The organism is Caballeronia sp. LZ065, from assembly GCF_031450975.1.
Lineage (GTDB): Bacteria > Pseudomonadota > Gammaproteobacteria > Burkholderiales > Burkholderiaceae > Caballeronia.
On sequence record NZ_JARUXV010000003.1, the window covers coordinates 979,382 to 996,251 of the forward strand.

General features: G+C 65.2%; 23 protein-coding genes. 16 read left to right on the forward strand and 7 right to left on the reverse strand.

The window, feature by feature from the left end; all coding sequences use genetic code 11:
• Positions 1–29: 29 nt before the first annotated feature.
• From flhD to QCE63_RS24485, 10 genes are all read left to right on the forward strand, one after another.
• The gene (flhD, locus tag QCE63_RS24440; RefSeq protein ID WP_309836605.1) at positions 30–347 is read left to right on the forward strand and encodes a flagellar transcriptional regulator FlhD; all 318 of its coding nucleotides are present in this window, start codon (positions 30–32) and stop codon (positions 345–347) included.
• A 12-nt stretch (positions 348–359) separates the two neighbouring features.
• The gene (gene flhC, locus QCE63_RS24445) at positions 360–974 is read left to right on the forward strand and encodes a flagellar transcriptional regulator FlhC (RefSeq protein WP_309836606.1); all 615 of its coding nucleotides are present in this window, start codon (positions 360–362) and stop codon (positions 972–974) included.
• Between the two features lie 134 nt (positions 975–1,108).
• Positions 1,109–1,855 carry an SDR family oxidoreductase gene (locus QCE63_RS24450; protein WP_309836607.1) on the forward strand — a complete coding sequence of 249 codons (747 nt, stop codon included), beginning with the start codon at positions 1,109–1,111 and terminating at the stop codon, positions 1,853–1,855.
• 75 nt (positions 1,856–1,930) lie between these two features.
• A complete protein-coding gene (locus QCE63_RS24455) occupies positions 1,931–2,845 on the forward strand; it encodes a LysR substrate-binding domain-containing protein (RefSeq protein ID WP_309836608.1) in 915 nt (304 codons plus the stop codon).
• A gap of 155 nt (positions 2,846–3,000) precedes the next feature.
• Positions 3,001–4,020, forward strand: a complete 1,020-nt coding sequence (locus tag QCE63_RS24460) for a MoxR family ATPase (protein ID WP_309836610.1) — start codon at positions 3,001–3,003, stop codon at positions 4,018–4,020.
• A gap of 15 nt (positions 4,021–4,035) precedes the next feature.
• Complete coding sequence (locus QCE63_RS24465; protein ID WP_309836611.1) at positions 4,036–4,899, forward strand: VWA domain-containing protein; 864 nt, start codon at positions 4,036–4,038, stop codon at positions 4,897–4,899.
• Positions 4,896–5,756 carry a hypothetical protein gene (locus QCE63_RS24470; RefSeq protein ID WP_309836612.1) on the forward strand — a complete coding sequence of 287 codons (861 nt, stop codon included), beginning with the start codon at positions 4,896–4,898 and terminating at the stop codon, positions 5,754–5,756. Before QCE63_RS24465 ends, QCE63_RS24470 begins: the two co-directional genes overlap by 4 nt.
• 4 nt (positions 5,757–5,760) lie before the next feature.
• The gene (locus QCE63_RS24475; protein ID WP_309836613.1) at positions 5,761–6,741 is read left to right on the forward strand and encodes a vWA domain-containing protein; all 981 of its coding nucleotides are present in this window, start codon (positions 5,761–5,763) and stop codon (positions 6,739–6,741) included.
• A complete protein-coding gene (locus tag QCE63_RS24480) occupies positions 6,738–7,277 on the forward strand; it encodes an MxaL protein (protein ID WP_309836615.1) in 540 nt (179 codons plus the stop codon). The genes QCE63_RS24475 and QCE63_RS24480 overlap by 4 nt, the downstream gene beginning before the upstream one ends.
• A 95-nt stretch (positions 7,278–7,372) precedes the next feature.
• Complete coding sequence (locus QCE63_RS24485; protein ID WP_309837325.1) at positions 7,373–8,188, forward strand: MxaL protein; 816 nt, start codon at positions 7,373–7,375, stop codon at positions 8,186–8,188.
• A 10-nt stretch (positions 8,189–8,198) separates the two neighbouring features.
• On the opposite strand, the gene QCE63_RS24490 is transcribed toward QCE63_RS24485, so the two are convergent.
• Positions 8,199–9,164: a hypothetical protein gene (locus QCE63_RS24490; RefSeq protein WP_309836617.1), complete on the reverse strand. Its 966-nt coding sequence runs from the start codon at positions 9,162–9,164 to the stop codon at positions 8,199–8,201.
• Positions 9,165–9,388: 224 nt separating this feature from the next.
• Between QCE63_RS24490 and QCE63_RS24495 the strand changes: the two genes are divergently transcribed.
• Both QCE63_RS24495 and QCE63_RS24500 read left to right on the forward strand, forming a co-directional pair.
• Entirely contained in the window at positions 9,389–9,763 is a 375-nt protein-coding gene (locus QCE63_RS24495) for a hypothetical protein (protein WP_309836619.1), read from the forward strand.
• Between the two features lie 15 nt (positions 9,764–9,778).
• A complete protein-coding gene (locus tag QCE63_RS24500; protein ID WP_309836621.1) occupies positions 9,779–9,970 on the forward strand; it encodes a helix-turn-helix transcriptional regulator in 192 nt (63 codons plus the stop codon).
• A gap of 18 nt (positions 9,971–9,988) precedes the next feature.
• Here QCE63_RS24500 and QCE63_RS24505 read toward each other — a convergent pair whose 3' ends face one another.
• Complete coding sequence (locus tag QCE63_RS24505; protein ID WP_309836623.1) at positions 9,989–11,044, reverse strand: NAD(P)-dependent alcohol dehydrogenase; 1,056 nt, start codon at positions 11,042–11,044, stop codon at positions 9,989–9,991.
• Positions 11,045–11,093: 49 nt separating this feature from the next.
• Positions 11,094–11,513 carry a heme-binding protein gene (locus QCE63_RS24510; RefSeq protein WP_309836624.1) on the reverse strand — a complete coding sequence of 140 codons (420 nt, stop codon included), beginning with the start codon at positions 11,511–11,513 and terminating at the stop codon, positions 11,094–11,096.
• Positions 11,514–11,680: 167 nt separating this feature from the next.
• Here QCE63_RS24510 and QCE63_RS24515 point away from each other — a divergent pair, with 167 nt between their 5' ends.
• From QCE63_RS24515 to QCE63_RS24525, 3 genes are all read left to right on the forward strand, one after another.
• Entirely contained in the window at positions 11,681–12,373 is a 693-nt protein-coding gene (locus tag QCE63_RS24515; protein WP_309836626.1) for a dihydrofolate reductase family protein, read from the forward strand.
• A gap of 141 nt (positions 12,374–12,514) precedes the next feature.
• A complete protein-coding gene (locus QCE63_RS24520; protein WP_309836627.1) occupies positions 12,515–12,883 on the forward strand; it encodes a response regulator in 369 nt (122 codons plus the stop codon).
• A 141-nt stretch (positions 12,884–13,024) separates the two neighbouring features.
• Positions 13,025–13,771, forward strand: coding sequence for an ATP-binding protein (locus tag QCE63_RS24525; RefSeq protein WP_309836628.1), 747 nt, complete (start codon positions 13,025–13,027; stop codon positions 13,769–13,771).
• On the opposite strand, the gene QCE63_RS24530 is transcribed toward QCE63_RS24525, so the two are convergent.
• The 3 genes from QCE63_RS24530 to QCE63_RS24540 form a co-directional block, all read right to left on the reverse strand.
• Entirely contained in the window at positions 13,738–14,175 is a 438-nt protein-coding gene (locus QCE63_RS24530; protein WP_309836629.1) for a hypothetical protein, read from the reverse strand. The two genes, QCE63_RS24525 and QCE63_RS24530, sit on opposite strands and share 34 nt — an antisense overlap.
• 38 nt (positions 14,176–14,213) lie before the next feature.
• Positions 14,214–14,441, reverse strand: coding sequence for a hypothetical protein (locus tag QCE63_RS24535; protein ID WP_309836630.1), 228 nt, complete (start codon positions 14,439–14,441; stop codon positions 14,214–14,216).
• A 263-nt stretch (positions 14,442–14,704) separates the two neighbouring features.
• Positions 14,705–14,974, reverse strand: coding sequence for a DUF4148 domain-containing protein (locus QCE63_RS24540; RefSeq protein ID WP_309836631.1), 270 nt, complete (start codon positions 14,972–14,974; stop codon positions 14,705–14,707).
• 104 nt (positions 14,975–15,078) lie between these two features.
• On the opposite strand from QCE63_RS24540, the gene QCE63_RS24545 reads away from it, so the two are divergent.
• Positions 15,079–15,372, forward strand: coding sequence for a hypothetical protein (locus QCE63_RS24545; RefSeq protein WP_309836633.1), 294 nt, complete (start codon positions 15,079–15,081; stop codon positions 15,370–15,372).
• 30 nt (positions 15,373–15,402) lie between these two features.
• On the opposite strand, the gene QCE63_RS24550 is transcribed toward QCE63_RS24545, so the two are convergent.
• Positions 15,403–16,806, reverse strand: coding sequence for an NAD-dependent succinate-semialdehyde dehydrogenase (locus tag QCE63_RS24550; RefSeq protein ID WP_309836634.1), 1,404 nt, complete (start codon positions 16,804–16,806; stop codon positions 15,403–15,405).
• Between the last annotated feature and the right edge of the window lie 64 nt (positions 16,807–16,870).

The window sequence follows — 16,870 nt, forward strand, 5'->3', positions numbered from 1 at the left end:
CCGCTTATAAATCTCAAAGGCTGAATACCATGGACCATCAAGACACACAGGAAATCATTCGCGAAATCAATTTGTCCTATCTCATTCTTGCGCAGAGGCTGCTACGCGAGGACCGGGCAATCGGCATGTTCCGTCTGGGTCTGTCCGGGGAGGTGGCGGACCTGCTGAGCGGCCTTTCACTGCCGCAGGTCGTGAAGCTCGCATCGGCGGATCAGTTGCTGTGCGCGTTCCGCTTCAACGACCGCATGCTGCTCTCGGCGCTCACGCAGGCGCCACGGCATGCCGATGTCGCCTCCACGCATGCCGCCATTCTCATGGCCGGGCAACCCGCCCGCCAGTTTGTCTGACGCGGGGACTCCATGAATACGCCAGCGAAGAAAACCGTGACCGAGGACGCCCAGGAAGTGTTTCGCGCCATCGCGCTGATTCAACTGGGCGCGCGCATGCAGGTGCTCGAAAGCGAACTCAAGCTGTCGCGCGACCGTTTGATCCGGCTGTATCGCGAAGTGCGGGGCGCATCGCCGCCCAAGGGCATGCTGCCTTTCTCGGCGGACTGGTATATGCCCTGGCTGCCCAATATTCACGCGTCGCTGTTCTTCAATACCTACCAGTTCCTCAAGAACGATGCGAAGTGCTCGCACCTCGACGCCCTCACCAAAGGTTATCGCCTGTATCTCGAACATTGCGCGCGCACCGACACCGAACCGGTGCTCGATCTCACCCGCGCATGGACCCTGGTGCGCTTCTTCGAAGCCGAGATGCTGCAACTGACGCCCTGCTGCCGCTGCACGGGAAAGTACATCGCGCACAAGCACGACTTGCAGCATGGCGTCGTGTGCGGCGCGTGCCAGCCGCCATCGCGCGCGGGCAAGACGCGCAAGGCCGCGGCGCGCGCGGCGGAGCAGACCTTCGCAGCGGTGGCCGAAGACGAGCTTTCGGCATCGCCGGATTTCATTCCGCCGCAGGCCGCGTGAAGCCAACGTAGTTTTTCTTCTCCGCCCGCACAGATCATCTCGTTTGTCGGGGACGGACCGTTCGTCGATAGTGAAGTCACGGGCAACGCAACACAGCGAAGCCCTTCACCTCACCACTATCGAAGGAGTCGGTCATGAAGCTCAACGACAAGGTTGCACTGATCACGGGCGGAACCTCGGGTATCGGTCTGGAAGCCGCGAAGCTGTTTCAGCAGGAAGGCGCGAAGGTCATCGTGACGGGCACGCACCCGGGCCGTCTCGATGAAGCCGCCCGGCTCCTCGGCGACTCCGCGATGACGCTCAACGTCGACCTGCGCGATCCGGCTCAGCTTGACCGGGCGATCGTCGAGATCGTGGAAACGCATGGACGCATCGACATCGTGTACGCCAACGCGGGCGCCGCCACCGCCGCGCCGCTCGAAGCCGTGACGCCCGAACAGATCAGCGAGCAATTCGCGCTGAACTTCAACGGCGCGTTCTTCACCATTCAGAAAGCCGTGCCGCACATGCCGAAGGGCGGCGCGATCGTCGTCACCACGTCGTTCCTGAATGAAACCGGCACGCCGGGTTTGTCGGTGCTCGCGGCGACGAAAGCGGCCTTGCGCTCGCTGGTCCGTTCGGCCGGCGCCGAACTCGCGCCGCGCGGCATTCGCGTCAATGCCGTCAGCCCGGGCCCGATCGCCACGCCCTTTCACGGCAAGCTCGGTCTGTCGGAGAAAGAACTTGCCGCCGCCGGGGAAGGCATTCAAGCCGCCGTGCCGCTGAAGCGCTTCGGCGAAGCGCGGGAAGTGGCTCAAGCCGCGCTGTTCCTCGCCAGCGACGACGCCGCCTTCGTGACCGGCACGGAGATGGTAGTTGACGGCGGCCTGACGCAGTTCTGACAACTCGCTTCGCGCTCTGGCCGGGCGCGGCGCATTTCGGTAGATTGAGCGCATCTTCCGCATGCAGGAGCCATCATGCGAGCGCCCGGCAACCTGAACGCGCTGCGAGCCTTCGAAGCGGTCGCGCGGCATCTGAGCTACACCGCCGCGGCCAACGAACTCAACGTGACGCCCGCGGCGGTAGGCCAACTGATTCGCGGGCTCGAAGGCACGCTCGATGTCGAACTGTTTCATCGCTCGACATCGGGTGCTTCACGACTCACGCTGACCGACGCCGCCCGCGACGCCCTGCCCGATCTGCAAGGCGGCTTCGATCTGCTTTCCAACGCGATGGAAGCGCTCAAGGCCAGCAAGTCGCGCATCGTCTTCACGGTGACCGTGCCGCCCGCCTTCGCGGACAAGTGGCTGCTGTGGCGGGTCGAACGCTTCCAGCGCCGGCATCCTTATTACGATCTACGCATCGACACGAGCGGACGCCTGACGGACTTCACCGCCGAGCGCATCGATGCCGGCATCCGCTACGGCGCGGGCGTATGGCCCGGTCTCGACGCCACCTTCCTGCTGCGCGACGAGTTCTTTCCGGTGTGCAGTCCCACGCTGCTGCACGGACCTCACGCGCTGAAGTCGCCGCTCGACCTGCACCATCACGCGCTGATTCACGATACGTCGATGAGCGGCTTCGGCGTCTTCCCCACCTGGCGTTCATGGCTGCTGCATGCCGGTTGCCGCGACGGCGTGGACACGCGGCGCGGCCTGCAACTCAACGACTCCGCGATGGCGCTGCAAACGGCGATGTCCGGCAATGGCGTCGCGCTCGGCAGGACGACGCTGGTCGAGCGCGATCTCGCCGAAGGCCGCCTCGTCAAGCCATTCGATACGGTGCAGAGCTGCGAACTCGCTTACTTCCTGGTGCATCGCAAGGGCGGCGGCGACCAGGCGCCGCTGCTCGCGTTCAAGGCCTGGCTGCTCGAAGAGGCGGGCTTGCGCTGAACCGCTTTGTCCGCGACACACTGTCATTGCGCAAGGACACTGTGCTCCCTCACGCCGCGCTCAAGGCGGCCTTCCCGCGTGGGCATGTCTTATGCATTCCCTGACGCCGGCGTCATCGAGACCCCTACATTCGAAGCACAGCACAGCGCGACTTCATGGCATCCGAAACCGAACTCGAAGACTGGCGCGGCGAAGCCCGCAACATGGAGGCCGCGGTCGCGAACGCCGTCGTCGGGCAGGAAGCGATCTCGCATCTGATCAACATCGCGCTCTATGCGCGGGGCCACGTGCTGCTGGAAGGCGGCGTGGGCGTCGGCAAGACCACCTTGTTGCGCGCCTTTGCCCGCGCCACCGGAGGCGACTTCGAGCGCGTGGAAGGCACCATCGACCTGATGCCGGGCGACCTCATCTATCACACCTTCGTCGATGCCGACGGCAAGCCGCGCATCGAACCCGGTCCCTTGCTGCGTCACGGCGAAGGGCTCAGCACGTTCTTCTTCAACGAGATCAACCGCTCGCGTCCGCAAGTGCAGTCGCTGCTGCTGCGCGCGATGGCCGAGCGCACGGTGTCCGCCTTCGGCCGCGACTATCGCTTTCCGCACCTGACCGTGTTCGCGGATCGCAACAAGGTGGAGAAGGACGAGACCTTCGAGCTGGCGTCGGCGGCGCGGGACCGCTTTCTCTTCGAACTCAACATGCCGACGCCGCAGGACGACGACGTGCGCCGCGCGCTGGTCTTCGAGCCGAAGTTCCATGACGTCGATGCCCTGATGGAAAGCGTGCCACGCGCGGTGATCGACGCGACGCGGCTCAATGTCATCGGCGCGGCGATCCAGCGCAGCGTCACGCTGAGTCCGCGCATCGAACGCTATGTGCTCGATATCTGGCAGGCGACCGAAACGCCGCGCCGCTACGGCATCGAGCTGCCCGACGTCGACATGGACCGGCTGATTCTCGCGGGCGCGAGTCCGCGCGGCATGAGCGCGCTGGTGCGTGCGGTGCGCGTGCGCGCGTGGCTCGAAGGACGTCTGCATGCGCTGCCCGAAGACGTTCATGCGGTGCTGCTGCCCGCGCTCGGTCACCGGGTTTTCTTCACGCCCGTCTATGAAATGCGCCGGCAGGAACTCGCCGATGCATTGACCGCGATGATCGTGCGCACGATCGCGGTTCCCTGAACTGAACGCCGGGTCATGAAGGATCCCGTCGAATTCCACTACCGGCTGCCCGGGCGCGCGAGCGGCTTCCGGCCCGGTTCGCATCCGGGCACGAGCTTCGGCGCGGGACAGGAGTTCGCGATGCACGCGCGGTTGTTCGATCATCCCGATCCACGCCGGCTCGACTTGCGCGCCAGCCAGCGCGCGGTGCCGCCGCAATGGCTGGTGCGGCTGCATTTGCAGCGCGTCGCGGTGCCGGTGCAAGTGCTGGTCGATGTCTCCGCTTCGATGCGCTTCGGCGCGCAGCGGCCGAAGCTCGATCTCGCCGCCGAGTTCGTCGAGGCGCTGTGCTACAGCGCGTTCCGGGCGGGCGATCAGGTCGGCCTGCTCGGCTTCGACCACGACGTGCGCGAAGACCTGTTCATGCCGGCGCGCCATGGCCGGGGTGTCGGCGATGAAATGGGGCAACGGCTGCGCACCTGTTCCGTATCCGCGATCCCGGCAAACCCGGCGACGGGGCTTGTGCGTGCGCTCGAACGTCTGGCGGGGCGGCGCGGTCTGGTGTTCCTGGTGTCGGATTTTCACTGGCCGCTGGAAGTGCTCGACGCCGCGCTCGATCGTCTGGTCCATGCGCGCCTCGTGCCGATGGTCGTCTGGGACACCGCCGAAACCGAGCCGCCGGCCAACGGGCGATTTCTTCAGGTTCGCGACATCGAGGATGGCCGACGCCGTGCGCTGTGGCTGCGGCCTGCGATGGCGCAGCAGTGGCGCGACAACGTGGCGAAGCGCCGCGCGGAGTTGAGCGGCGTGTTGCGCAAGCGCGGTGCGACTCCGTTCTTCATCGAGGGTGCCTTCGATGCCGAGGCGCTCTCGCGTTACTTCCTGGAAACGACGGCATGAGCCGCGGCATAGGCGCGATCGGCGCGGCTGCATTGCTGCTGTGCGCGATCCTCGCCCGCGCCGAACCGGCGATGACGGCCACCGTCGCGCAGCCGCGTGCGTTCGGCTACCTGCTCGGCGACGTGCTGACGCAGCGCGTGCTGCTGTCCTCCGACGGACATGCGCTCCACGGCGTGCCGCTGCCTTCGGCGGGGCGCGTCGGCGTGTGGCTCGAACGGCGTCCGGCGCGTATCGAGGAAGACGCTCAGGGACAGCCGTGGATGGTGATCGAGTATCAGGTCATCAACGTCGCGCAGACGCTCACGCAGACCAGCTTGCCCGCGCTCGAACTGAAGCCCGCCGATGGCGCCTCGCTGAACGTGGCTGCATGGCCGATCAGCGTCGGGCCGTTGACGCCGCGCAATGCGTTCCGCAACGGCGCACTTCCGGCGCTGCAACCCGACCGCATCGTCACGCCGACGGATGGACCGGCCGCGCAACGCCGCATGATCGCGATGCTCGGACTGCTGATGCTGACGGTACTGGCGTGGGCCGCATGGTGGACATGGCGCACGCGCAAGGACGCGAGAACGCTGCCGTTCGCGCGCGCGTGGCGGGCGATACGCCGTATGGACACCACCGGCGACGCCCCCTGGGTCCACCTTCACCGCGCATTCGATGCCGCCGCCGCTCAGGTCGTTCATACCGCGTCCTTGCCCGCGCTGTTCGCCCGTGCGCCCTATCTCGAAGCACTGCGGCCGCGCATCGAGCTTTTCTACGCGCGCTCGCAGCAGCGCTTCTTCACGCCCGACGCAGCGCCGGCCGAAGACCTGCGCGACCTCGCCCGGGCGCTACAACGCGCGGAACAGAGGCGCTGACGCGATGCCCGTCGACTTCCTCCGCCCCTGGCTGCTGCTCCTGCTGCCGCTCGCGCTCCTGCCGTTGCTGCCAAGGCCCGCCGAATCGTTTGCCTATTCGTTCGTCGACTGGCTGCCGCGCGATCCGCTCGGCTCGGCCATCGATCACGCCCGGCGCATTTGCGCGCTGCTGGCGATGGCGGCCATCGTGATCGGGCTGGCAGGTCCGGGGCGCTCGCACGTACAGGCGATACGCACCAGCAGCGCCGCCGAAATCCTCATCCTGATGGACCGGAGCGCAAGCATGGACGCGGTCATGTCGAAGACGCCGGTCAGCGAGCCGAGCGGGCAATCGAAGAATGCCGTGGCGCGCCACGCGCTCGAACACTTCATCGCCGTGCGGCCCGACGACCGCCTCGCCTTCATGATGTTCGGCATCAGTCCGATTCTCGCCGTGCCGTTCACCGCCGATCACCGCATCATCGACGCGGCGCTCGACGGCACCGGCATCGGGCGCGGCATGCCGGATACGCGGCTGGATCGCGGCCTGATCGCGGCGATCCAGCAGTTCGACGGACGCGCGTATGCCGCTCGCCGCGCCATCGTGCTGGTCTCGGACGGCGGCGCCAATCTCGACGCCGCCGCGCGCGAAGCAATCCGCAGCGGGCTGACGCGCAACCGCGTCGCGCTGTACTTCGTGTATCTGCGCAGCGGCGTCTACAGCCCCGATCTCACGAAGCCCGCAGCCGCCGACGACCGCTCGGAAGAAGCGGAGCTGCATCGTTTTTTTCAGGGGCTCGCGACGCCCTACCGGCTCTATCAAGCCGAGGATGCCGCCGCCATGGCCGCCGCGATGGCCGCGATCGACAAGCAGCACAGCACGCCGCTGTCGTTCTCCGAACGGCTGCCGCGACAGGACGACAGCGCGTTCTGCTTCGCCGCCGCGTTGCTGACGAGCGCGCTGCTGCTGGCGCTGCGCGGCGTTCAGGTGCGGAGCTGGACATGAGACGCGGCGCGATCCATCTCGCCTTCGGGGCCGTCGCCGTCGCGTTCGCGGGGCTGGCCTTGTACGACTGGAGCGTGTTCCGGCATGCGCAGACGGTGACGCGCGACGTGCATGACGTGACGATCGACAAACCGGGCACGCCGGGCGCAGCGGGCGAAGTGAGGCTGGCGCACGCGGCAGCGCTGGCCAAAGCCGGACGCGTCGATGACGCCCAGCACTTGCTCGATCCGCTCGCGGCGCAATCCGGCGATCGCCGGCTCCAGACGGCCGCCCTCTTCAATCTCGGCAACCTGTATCTGCGCGAAGCCGCCGGTAACGAAGCCACCGGTCCCATCCGCTCGCTGCCGTTGCTGGAACAGGCCAAGGACCGTTACCGCGCGGCGCTGCGCATCACGCCCGGCGACTGGGACGCGCGCTACAACCTCGAACGCGCGCTATGGCTCGCGCCCGAAACGCCGGGCGACGAGGACGAACTCGACATCAAGCATCAATCCGCCGTGAGACTGCGCGGCGCGCAAAGCGAGGATCTGCCGTGAACGCCGCCGTCGCCCTTGCCTCTGCGCGAGCGCCGCGCGGACAACGCAACTGGGCGCTCGCCGCCGCCGCGCTGCTGCTCGCCGCCGCCGTGTGGATGCCGCCGCTGATGCTGCCGAGGAACGTCGTCAGCACCATCGTCACCTTCGACATCACGCAGAGCATGGATGTCGAAGACGTCGGCATTGGCAATGCGCCCGTGAGCCGGCTCGAGTTCGCGCGCGTGGCCATGCGCGACACGCTCGAACGCCTGCCGTGCGGCTCGCGCATCGGCTGGAGCATCTTCACCGGACAGGGCACGCTGCTGCTCATGCCGCCCGTCGAGGTATGCGGCAACTTCGACGCATTGCAGGCTTCGCTCGACGGCATCGGCGGCGACATGCGCTGGACCAACTGGAGCCGCATCGCGGAAGGCGGCGTGTTCGCCGCCGTGCGGACGGCGAAGAGCGTCGGCCACGATACCGGCGTGCTGCTCATCACCGACGGTCAGGAAGCGCCTCCCGTTCTCCCCGATGAACCCGTCAACGACGTGCCGCGCGGGCAAGTAAAGGGATGGCTGATCGGCGTCGGCGGCGATCAGCCCGCGCCCATTCCGCGCACGGATCGCAATGGCCGGCGGGTCGGCTATTGGCAGGCTGACGAGGTGATCCAGGTGCCCACCCATTCGAACGCAGGTGTCAGCGCGCAAAGTCACGAGGAGCTTTCAGCGTTGCGCGGCGAGTATCTGGCGTCGGTGGCGCAGCAGATCGGCTTCGATTACCGGCGTCTGCGCGTGCCGCAGGATCTGTTCGCGGCCATAACCGACCGGCGCTATACCCATCGCGACAGCGTACCGACCGACATCAACTGGCTTCCCGCCGCGCTCGCCTTGCTGTTGCTGGCATGGCGCTTTCTGCCGCAGCGCACTCCATGAGCGCTGAACGTCAGGCTGCCTTGCCGCCCACGGCCTGTTCCTGTTCGATCCAGATCTGGCTGTCGGGGAACCAGAATGCATCGGGCCGTGGCGGCACGGCCAGAGTGACAGGCAGATCGGGATTAAAGATCTTCGACCACGCTGACAAATAGGACGGCGTCTTCACGACGTGCCCGCAACGCGCCAGCAGCAGGCTCGACACGAGCGCTTCACGGCCGATCGCAAGACCCGGATAGCCGCTGAAATGTATTGCGGCGTCGCCTTTCGAGAGCAGCTGCGCAGGCGCCACGCTGATCGGGCGTTTGAAAGGCCAGGCGAGAAAGAAGTCGATGAAAGCCTGTTCGTCGCTTGACACGTAGAGATTCGTCAGGTGCGGATTCAGCGCGAGCGTCCGTTCGACGAGCCGGCAGAAGTCGCTCCACGCCACCAGGAACGCTTCGAACTTCTTGTCCGTGCCACGGAAGTGGACGCCGAGGGTGGCGGTGGAAATATCGAGCGTGTCGCACGCCGCCGCGACTTCTTCGCGGATCGATGCCGCAGGCCGGTAATACGAATTGAACAATTCGCTCGCACTGCGCAGGCGCAGCGCGCTTTCGTAACGTCGCCTGAAACCCAGTTGCTCCAGGTCCCGTACCACGGAAGTCCGGACCCGGCGCGGCGGCATCGCGCCGCCGGATGCGCGCACGTTCTCAAAGAGCGCCGCGAACCAGTCGATCCGGCCTTCCGCGTCGCCATACAGCCCGCCGCGCGCGGAGACCTGAGGCGTCAGCCGCTTCTCCTCGCAATGCACGAGGATGAACAGCACCATCTGCATCACGGAGAAAAAGCCCGAGGTCTCCCTGATCTCGATCGCAAACACATTGCGATTCAGCCGCTGCCGCGCATGCAGCGAAAAACGAACCGGCGTGGCCAGCGAATGCTTGAAGCCTTCGCTGCGCCGGAACTGTTTCACGCGCTCCACCACCCTTCGCAACATGTGCGGCCCCGATTGATTTTTGTTCGCTTCGATTGGTGCTGACGATCAGGCGGCTGCGGTAACTTTGAGTGCCAAGCGTAGCATCGGCCGACACCGGCAAGAATAAATTACGCGATCGTTCTGTTGGCTAACAAACGCGCTCATGGTCATGTAAAGCACGCTTTACATGATCAAAACGGTTCGCTATGCTGTAAAGCATCCTTTACACGCAGAGAGACGTCGGCATGAACCGATATCGCAAGGAAATGACCGCAGCCATGCTGGCCTATGTGGTCTTGCTGATAGCGTCGGTGGGGTGGCTGCGCTCCGGCACGCTCGACAACCAGACGGCCCGCATTGCGGTCGCGCTGTGCCCGATGATCGCCGGCCCGTTCATCTGCTGGGTCGTCGTGCGGCAGTTGCGGCGCGTCGACGAACTGTTCCGGCGCGTCCAGCTCGAAGCGCTGGCCATCGCGTTCGCGGGCACGGCGCTCATCACCTTCAGCTATGGCTTTCTCGAAGGCGTCGGCTTTCCGAAGCTGTCTCTGTTCGTCGTGTGGCCCGTCATGGCCGTGCTGTGGATCCTGGGCAGCGTCTTCAGTGCGCGCCGCTACCGTTGAGCCGGTGCGCCGGTCATGAAGAACTGCATCCGTGCGCTGCGCGCCGAACGCGAGTGGTCACAGACGGACCTCGCCGGCGCGCTCGGCGTGTCGCGCCAGACGGTGAACGCGATCGAGAACGGCAGGTACGATCCGAGCCTGCCGCTCGCGTTCGCTATCGCCCGCGTGTTCGGGCTCAGGATCGAGGAGATCTTCGAGGAGGAGTAGAAGCGGCCAAGGGTGCGTTCAGAACTTCATCACGGCCCGGCCAACCACATCGCCGACGCGCAGCCGGTTGAGATAGTCGTTCAGTTCCTCGAAGCCGAAGGTCTTGACCGTGTGACGGATCTTGTCCTGCGCGGCCAGCGCCATCACTTCGCCGAGATCGGTGTTGTTGCCCCAGAACGAGCCGTGCAAGGTCTGCTCGCGCGAGACACGCGGAAACAGCGGAATGTCGATGCGATCGCCCACCAGGCCCACATCGGCATAGTGGCCGCTGATCGACAGGAGACTCATGGCCAATTGCACCATCTCGGGTGCGCCGGCGCAGTCCATGGCGGCGTCGATGTCATTGCGGCCCACCAGCTGATGCAATTCGCGCCCGATATCAGCGGATGATTTGCCCTTGATATCGACGATGTAATCCGCGCCATATTCACGCGCGATGGCGAGCTTCTCCGCATTGCGTGCGAACGCAATCACCCGCGCGCCCGCGCCGAGGATCTTCGCGTACTGCACCGCATAGCCGCCCAGCCCGCCGACCCCAAACACGCCGATCAAACGATCCGGGCCCAGCGCGCCGGCATCGCGCAGCTTCTTCAGGCCGCGATACGGCGTGAGGCCGGCGTCGGTCAACGGCGCGAGGGTCTCGAACGACAAGCGCTTGTCCACCTTGATCAGATAGCGCGCCGGGACGGGAATGAACTCGGCGAAACCGCCCACCGGACCGAAGCCCGGCCAACGCACGTTGGGGCAGATATGCGTGTTGCCAATCTGGCAATGGCGGCAGATCCCGTCGCCCCAGCCGGGCGCGACCACGACATGATCCCCTTCTTCCAGTCCCGCCGCCGCGGGCACGATGCGGCCGATCTTGCTGATGACGCCCGTGATCTCGTGGCCGAGGGTGATCGGCGTGGGAATGTCAGCGTACTTGCGGAAATAGCCGTCGATGAGCTGGACATCCGAGCGGCACATCCCGCAGGCCTTGACCTCCACGAGCACTTCGTCTTCGCGGATGTCGGGCACCGGAATGTCTTCCAGAACGAGCGGCTTGCCGTATTCGTGCATGCGTGCAGCTTTCATGTGCGTGTCCTCAGGCTGAGTGGATCGAAGAAGGGAAACGTGCGGAGCGTCATTGCTCCAGTGCGGAGAGGGCAGCCATGGCGACCTCGATATCCTGCTCGACGGTGCCCGCGCTCGTGCCCACCGCGCCGATGATCTGCCCGCGAAACACCACGGGAATGCCGCCGCCGAAGATGACGACCTTGCCCGCGTTGCTCTGCTGGATCCCGAACAGCGGCCTGCCCGACTGGGCCAGCGCGGCCAGGTCCGAAGTCTTCTTGTCGAAGATGCGCGCGGTGACGGCCTTGTCGATCGCGAGATCGATGCTGCCCAGCAGCGCGCCGTCCTGGCGCACGAATGCGAGCAAATGGCCGCCCGCATCGACGACGGCGAGGTTGTAGGCAATCCCCAGACTGCGTGCCTGCTTTTCGCCCGCGGCCAACATGGTCTTCGCGTCGTCGAGGGTCAGGGTTTCGAAGGATCTCGGCATCTCGTTCTCCGTACAGTTCACTGGACGCCAACGATACGTGAGGCTTACAGGCGCGTCGGCGGCGCGTGTGTTCCGGCAAACACCACGCGTGCGGGGCGGAAAACATCGTTGAGACGGATCGTCTATCGTTCGCTCTGAACATCCTTCCTGCTACGGAGCGCGCGAGCATGAAACCCTATGTCGTCGTACACATGATGTCTTCGCTGGACGGCCGCAGTCTCACCGACGGCTGGCAGATGAAATTCGTCTTCAAGCTCTACGAAGACACCGCCGCGCGCTTCGAGGCCAACGCGTGGATATGCGGGCGCGTGACCATGCAGGAGGTTTCCCACGGCGACGATTACCCCAGAGGACTCGCGAAAGGCCCCGTGCCGCGCGTGAACCGCTTCGTCGAACGCGCGGCGACGCAATACGCGATCTCGATCGACCCGCATGGCCGCGTTGCATGGAAGAGCAATACCGCGCTCGGTTCGCACGTGATCGAAGTGCTGACCGAAGGCGTCAGCGACGACTATCTGGCCTGGCTCCAGTCGATCGGCGTGTCATACCTGTTCGGCGGCAAGGACGAGATCGATCTGGCCGGCGTGATCCAGACCCTCTCGTCCGAACTGGGGCTGAAGCGGCTGATCGTGGAAGGCGGCTCGCGGGTGAGCGGCGCGTTCGTCAACCAGCGCCTGGTGGACGAAGTGAGCGTGCTGATCGTGCCGCTCGTGGACGGACGCAGCGAGCATCCAGCGTCCTTCGAAGTCGCGATGAACGAATGGACCACGCCGGCTTACCTGACGCTCACGTCCATGGAGCAACTCGAACGCGGCGCGGTCTGGCTGCGCTACACGGTGGCGGCGGCGCCCGCCGCCTGACCTCCGCCGCAACGCACCTATACCAACGTATAAGTTGTCACGCCCCGCCTGCGAAGTTTAGGTTGACTCTGGAAGGACATCAGTCAGAACACAGGGGGCCGTGACGTCTCGGACCGCCCCTGAGTGACCTCGGGGATCTCCGTGACCGACAGCGCCCTCGTTTCAATCGTGGAAGACGACGAATCGGTTCGGGTGGCGACCGAGAACCTGTTGCGCTCCCTGGGCTGGCCGGTGATGTCGTTCGGCTCGGCGCATGCGTTTCTCGCCTCGGACGCGGTCGGCCGGACCGGCTGCCTGATCTCCGACGTCACCCTGTCCGGCATGACTGGCATCGAGATGCACGCATTGCTCATCTCGCAAGGTCGCGCGCCGCCGACCATCTTCATCACGGGCTTCCCGAATCCGCACGACGAAGCCCTGGTGCTCGCCAACGGAGCCCACGCCTATCTGGAAAAGCCGGTGGAGTCGCACGTGATTCTCGCGCTGGTCCGCAAGGCCATCGCGCTTTGAAGCTCTGCAACGCAGCGTGCCGCTCGCGGGCTCACGCCATCCTCAGCGAATGTCGCCCTGCCGTCCGCCGCACGCTGGAGAAGTTCGAGCTATGGACCCGCAATTGTCCCGAGAATTTTCGCAATCGCGAGGCGCACCACCGTGCGCGACACGGTGAACGTGCGCATCCCGCATACGCGCGCGCTGCCCGCCGTGCTGCCTGAGTCGATCCTGCGCTATGTCGCGCGCACCGGCGAAAGCCTGCTGCTCGACGACGCCCGGCATCAAAGCCCGTTCTCGATGGACGACTATCTGCGGCGGCGCGAATGTCACTCCATTCTGTGCCTGCCGCTCATCAAGCAGGCGAAGCTGATCGGCGTGCTGTATCTGGAGAACACGCTGACGCCTTATGCGTTCACGCCGGCGCGGATCGACGTGCTCTTCACCGTGGCGCGGCCGCGGCGCGGCGACGACGTCGGCATCGGCGTCATCAGTCTGGTAGATCTGACGGAACGTATTCGCGCGCAGGAAATGCTCCAGCGCGTGCAGGCGGACTTCGCGCACGCGGCCCGCATCTCGATGCTCGGCGAACTGACCGCTTCCATCGCGCACGAACTGAAGCAGCCGCTGGCGTCCATCGTGCGGCGCGAACTCACCATCCGCGTCGGCGCGCACGATGACGCGACGCTCATCTGCGCAGTGGAGGACAGCGGCCCCGGCGGCGACGCCGCGCATCTGCACAGCCTGTTCGAAAGCTTCTTCACGACCAAGGAAAACGGCATGGGCATGGGCCTGCCGATTTGCCGCTCGATCATCGAGGCGCACGGCAGCCGCATCCGTGCCGACAACCAGTCCATCCACGGCGGCGCGCGTTTTTACATCAGCTTGCCGGTTGCGGCGTCCAGATGATCGGTTGCCAAGCCGAATTGCCGGGCGATCGACGCGAGACGGTCGCGCCACTCCCATTGCAGGAAGATGTCGTGTACGTTCTGAAGACATGACAGCAACTCGACCGTGCGCGCGTCGAAGATATTGATGCCCGCGCGCAGCAGCGCGCGTTTCAGCGCTTCGACGCCGGCGTCCATGTAGACCGGCACGGCGCCGCGCGGCTTGAGGATGTTGCGCACGGGAATGCCTTCCATCGCGGTGACGTAATCGCGCGCACGGATGAGACTGCCGACCGGGCACCCGCCGCGATGATTGCGATACGCGCCGCCGCCATGCGGAAGCAGCGCGGTGCGTCCCTGCGACAGGAGATGACGGAAAGCGTGATCGTAGATCTGCTGGTGCGTGAGGAAAGGCGGGTTCTTCATGATGGTGCTCCGATGCTTTACAGCGAAGGCTTGAAGAATCAACTGCACGATGCACGGACGGAGCCGCAGCGGGACGGCGCGGACACGCCCGCATGTTCTTCGAGCCAGAGTCTTTCGAGCGGCAGCAGTGAGTCGTGATCGAGCGCCGTGATCGTCGCCGGAGGATGCGTCTTCAGCATGCCGGCGAGTTGCAGCGCGCCGAGCGACGCGCACAGGATCGCGGCCACGCAACAGATATCGAACCAGCAACTTCTCAGGCGTCTCATGAGCGGCTTCCTGAACACGTCTCCGTGTATCGAACTCTAGTCCGCGCTCGCTTCCTGCGCCTTCCTACCAGGGTTCAAGCGCCTGCACACAAAAGGTTCGGCGCGGTGAACGTTCGGTTGGCTCGCACGGTCATCATGTCAACAGATACCGCGCAAGCCGTCATCAAATTCCCCGAAACCTGCAAAAGTCGCGTGTTGTGTCATACGAAGGTAGGGGAGATCGCGACGGGCATCGAGTCAGATGCACGTCGCGAAATGATTCGCTATTGGCTCTGTGCAGCCTTGCGCTCGGCGCGCTGGATGTCGCCGGGATAGCTGGCGTCGTCGTTGCGCGCCGGATCGTAACCCGCCGCTTCCAGCTTCTTCAGTTCGGCATTGCGCTTCGCGCGGGCTTCCTTGCGTATCTCCTTGCGTTGCGCCTGGGTGGTGGGCGCGCCATCGCCGGACGTCTGCGCGACCGACACGTTCGGCAGAAGCCATGCCAGGGCCGTCACCGCCGCGACAGCGGCGTACCGGTTCATGCGTGGTTTCATTGTGATGCCTCCTTCTGGATCGTGCGTTGGTGGAATCGATGGAACATGAAAGCGGGTACCTGAAGTGTTCGACTAACATGGGTCCCGAATCGATGGAGAGACCCATGAAAATCGCTCTCGGCTTGGCGCCTGTTTTCCGCCCGGCGCTATGTGTTTTCACACTGGCCTGCGCATGCGCGAGCCACTCCGCCTTCGCCTACACGATGAAGACGTATCACGGCGAAGGCGCGAGCCGCATCGAGGCGTGCTCGCTCGCCCGCAACGATGCACTGTCGCCGACGGCCGGAGAAGCGCACGGTCATCTGCTGAAGCTCGGCAAGTGCGACTGCGGCAAGTCGGGCGCAAGCGGCAAGGCGAGTGCATGGCAATGCACGGTGCAGGTCACGCACGAACGCTAGGCCACCCGCACCGCATCACCGGAATCGTGCTCAGCCGACGTTCTTGATCCACACGCCTTGCGCATTGACGAACTCGCGCAAACCGAAGTGCGATAACTCGCGGCCATAGCCGCTCTTCTTCACGCCGCCCACCGGTATGCGCGGATTCGACGCACTGAAGCCATTGACGAACACGCCACCGGTCTCCAGGCGCCGCGCGATCTCACTCGCCTTCTTCAAGTCCGAGGTCCAGAGATTGCCGCTCAAGCCGTATTCGCAGTTGTTGGCCAGCGCAATCGCCTGTTCCAGGTCGTCCGCCACGGTCAGCGCGGCCACCGGGCCAAACACTTCCTCGTCGAATGCGGCCATGCCCGGGGTCACGTCGCCCAGCACCGTGGGTTCGTAGAAATAGCCTGGACCTTGCATCGGCTTGCCGCCCAGCAACAGCTTCGCGCCGCTTGCAATCGAACGCTCGACTTGATCGTGGACGCCATCGCGCAAGTCGCCGCGCGCAATCGGACCGATGGTCGTCGCCTCGTCGAGCGGATCGCCGGCTTTCACGGCACGCGCTGCTTCCACGTATCGTTCCGTGAATTCCTGCGCGATGGACCGCTCCAAAATGAAACGCTTCGCCGCGAGACAGACCTGACCCGCGTTCTGAAAGCGCGCCTCGACGCCCACCTGAACCGCCTTCTCCAGATTCGCATCGGCGAGCACGATATACGCGTCCGCGCCGCCCAGTTCCAGCAAGCTCTTCTTCATGGCCCGGCCCGCGACCGACGCCACCGATGCCCCCGCCCGCATGCTGCCCGTCACCGTGACGGCGGTAATGCGCGGGTCTTCGATCACGGCATCGACGTCCGCGTTCCGGATGTGGAGATTCGTGAACGCATGCTTCGGAAAGCCGCTCGCCTCGAACACGTCTTCCAGTGCGTAGGCGCAGCCCTTGACGTTGGCCGCATGCTTCAGCACGAAGCCGTTGCCGGACAGCATGATCGGGCCGGCCGCGCGCATCACTTGCCAGAAGGGAAAGTTCCATGGCATCACGCCGAGGATCGTGCCGATGGGCAGGAACGACACATGAACCTGATCGTCGCCGTCCACTTTCACGGGCTCGTCGGCGAGAATGGCCGGGCCGTGCTCCGCGAACCACTCCATCGACAGCGCGCATTTCTCGATCTCCGCGCGCGCCGACTTGAGCGCCTTGCCCATCTCGCTGGTCGCCAGCAGCGCAAGCGGCTCGGCACGGCTGCGCAGCATCGCAGCGAGACGCCGGTAACACTCGACCCGCTCGTTCATCGACGTGCCGCGCCAGCGTGCGCTGGCCGCCGCGTTGTTGGCCAGCATGCGTTCGAGCTCCGCCGGAGTCTGGTACTCGTAGGTGCGGATCAACTCGCCATTGGCAGGGTTGCGGGATACGGTGCCTGCCTTCGATTCCATCGCTGCCTGATTCATCATCTTCTCCGGTTAGCCGTAACGGCGCTCGCATTTTGACTCGGGAAGGCGCGTTCGCTCTTTC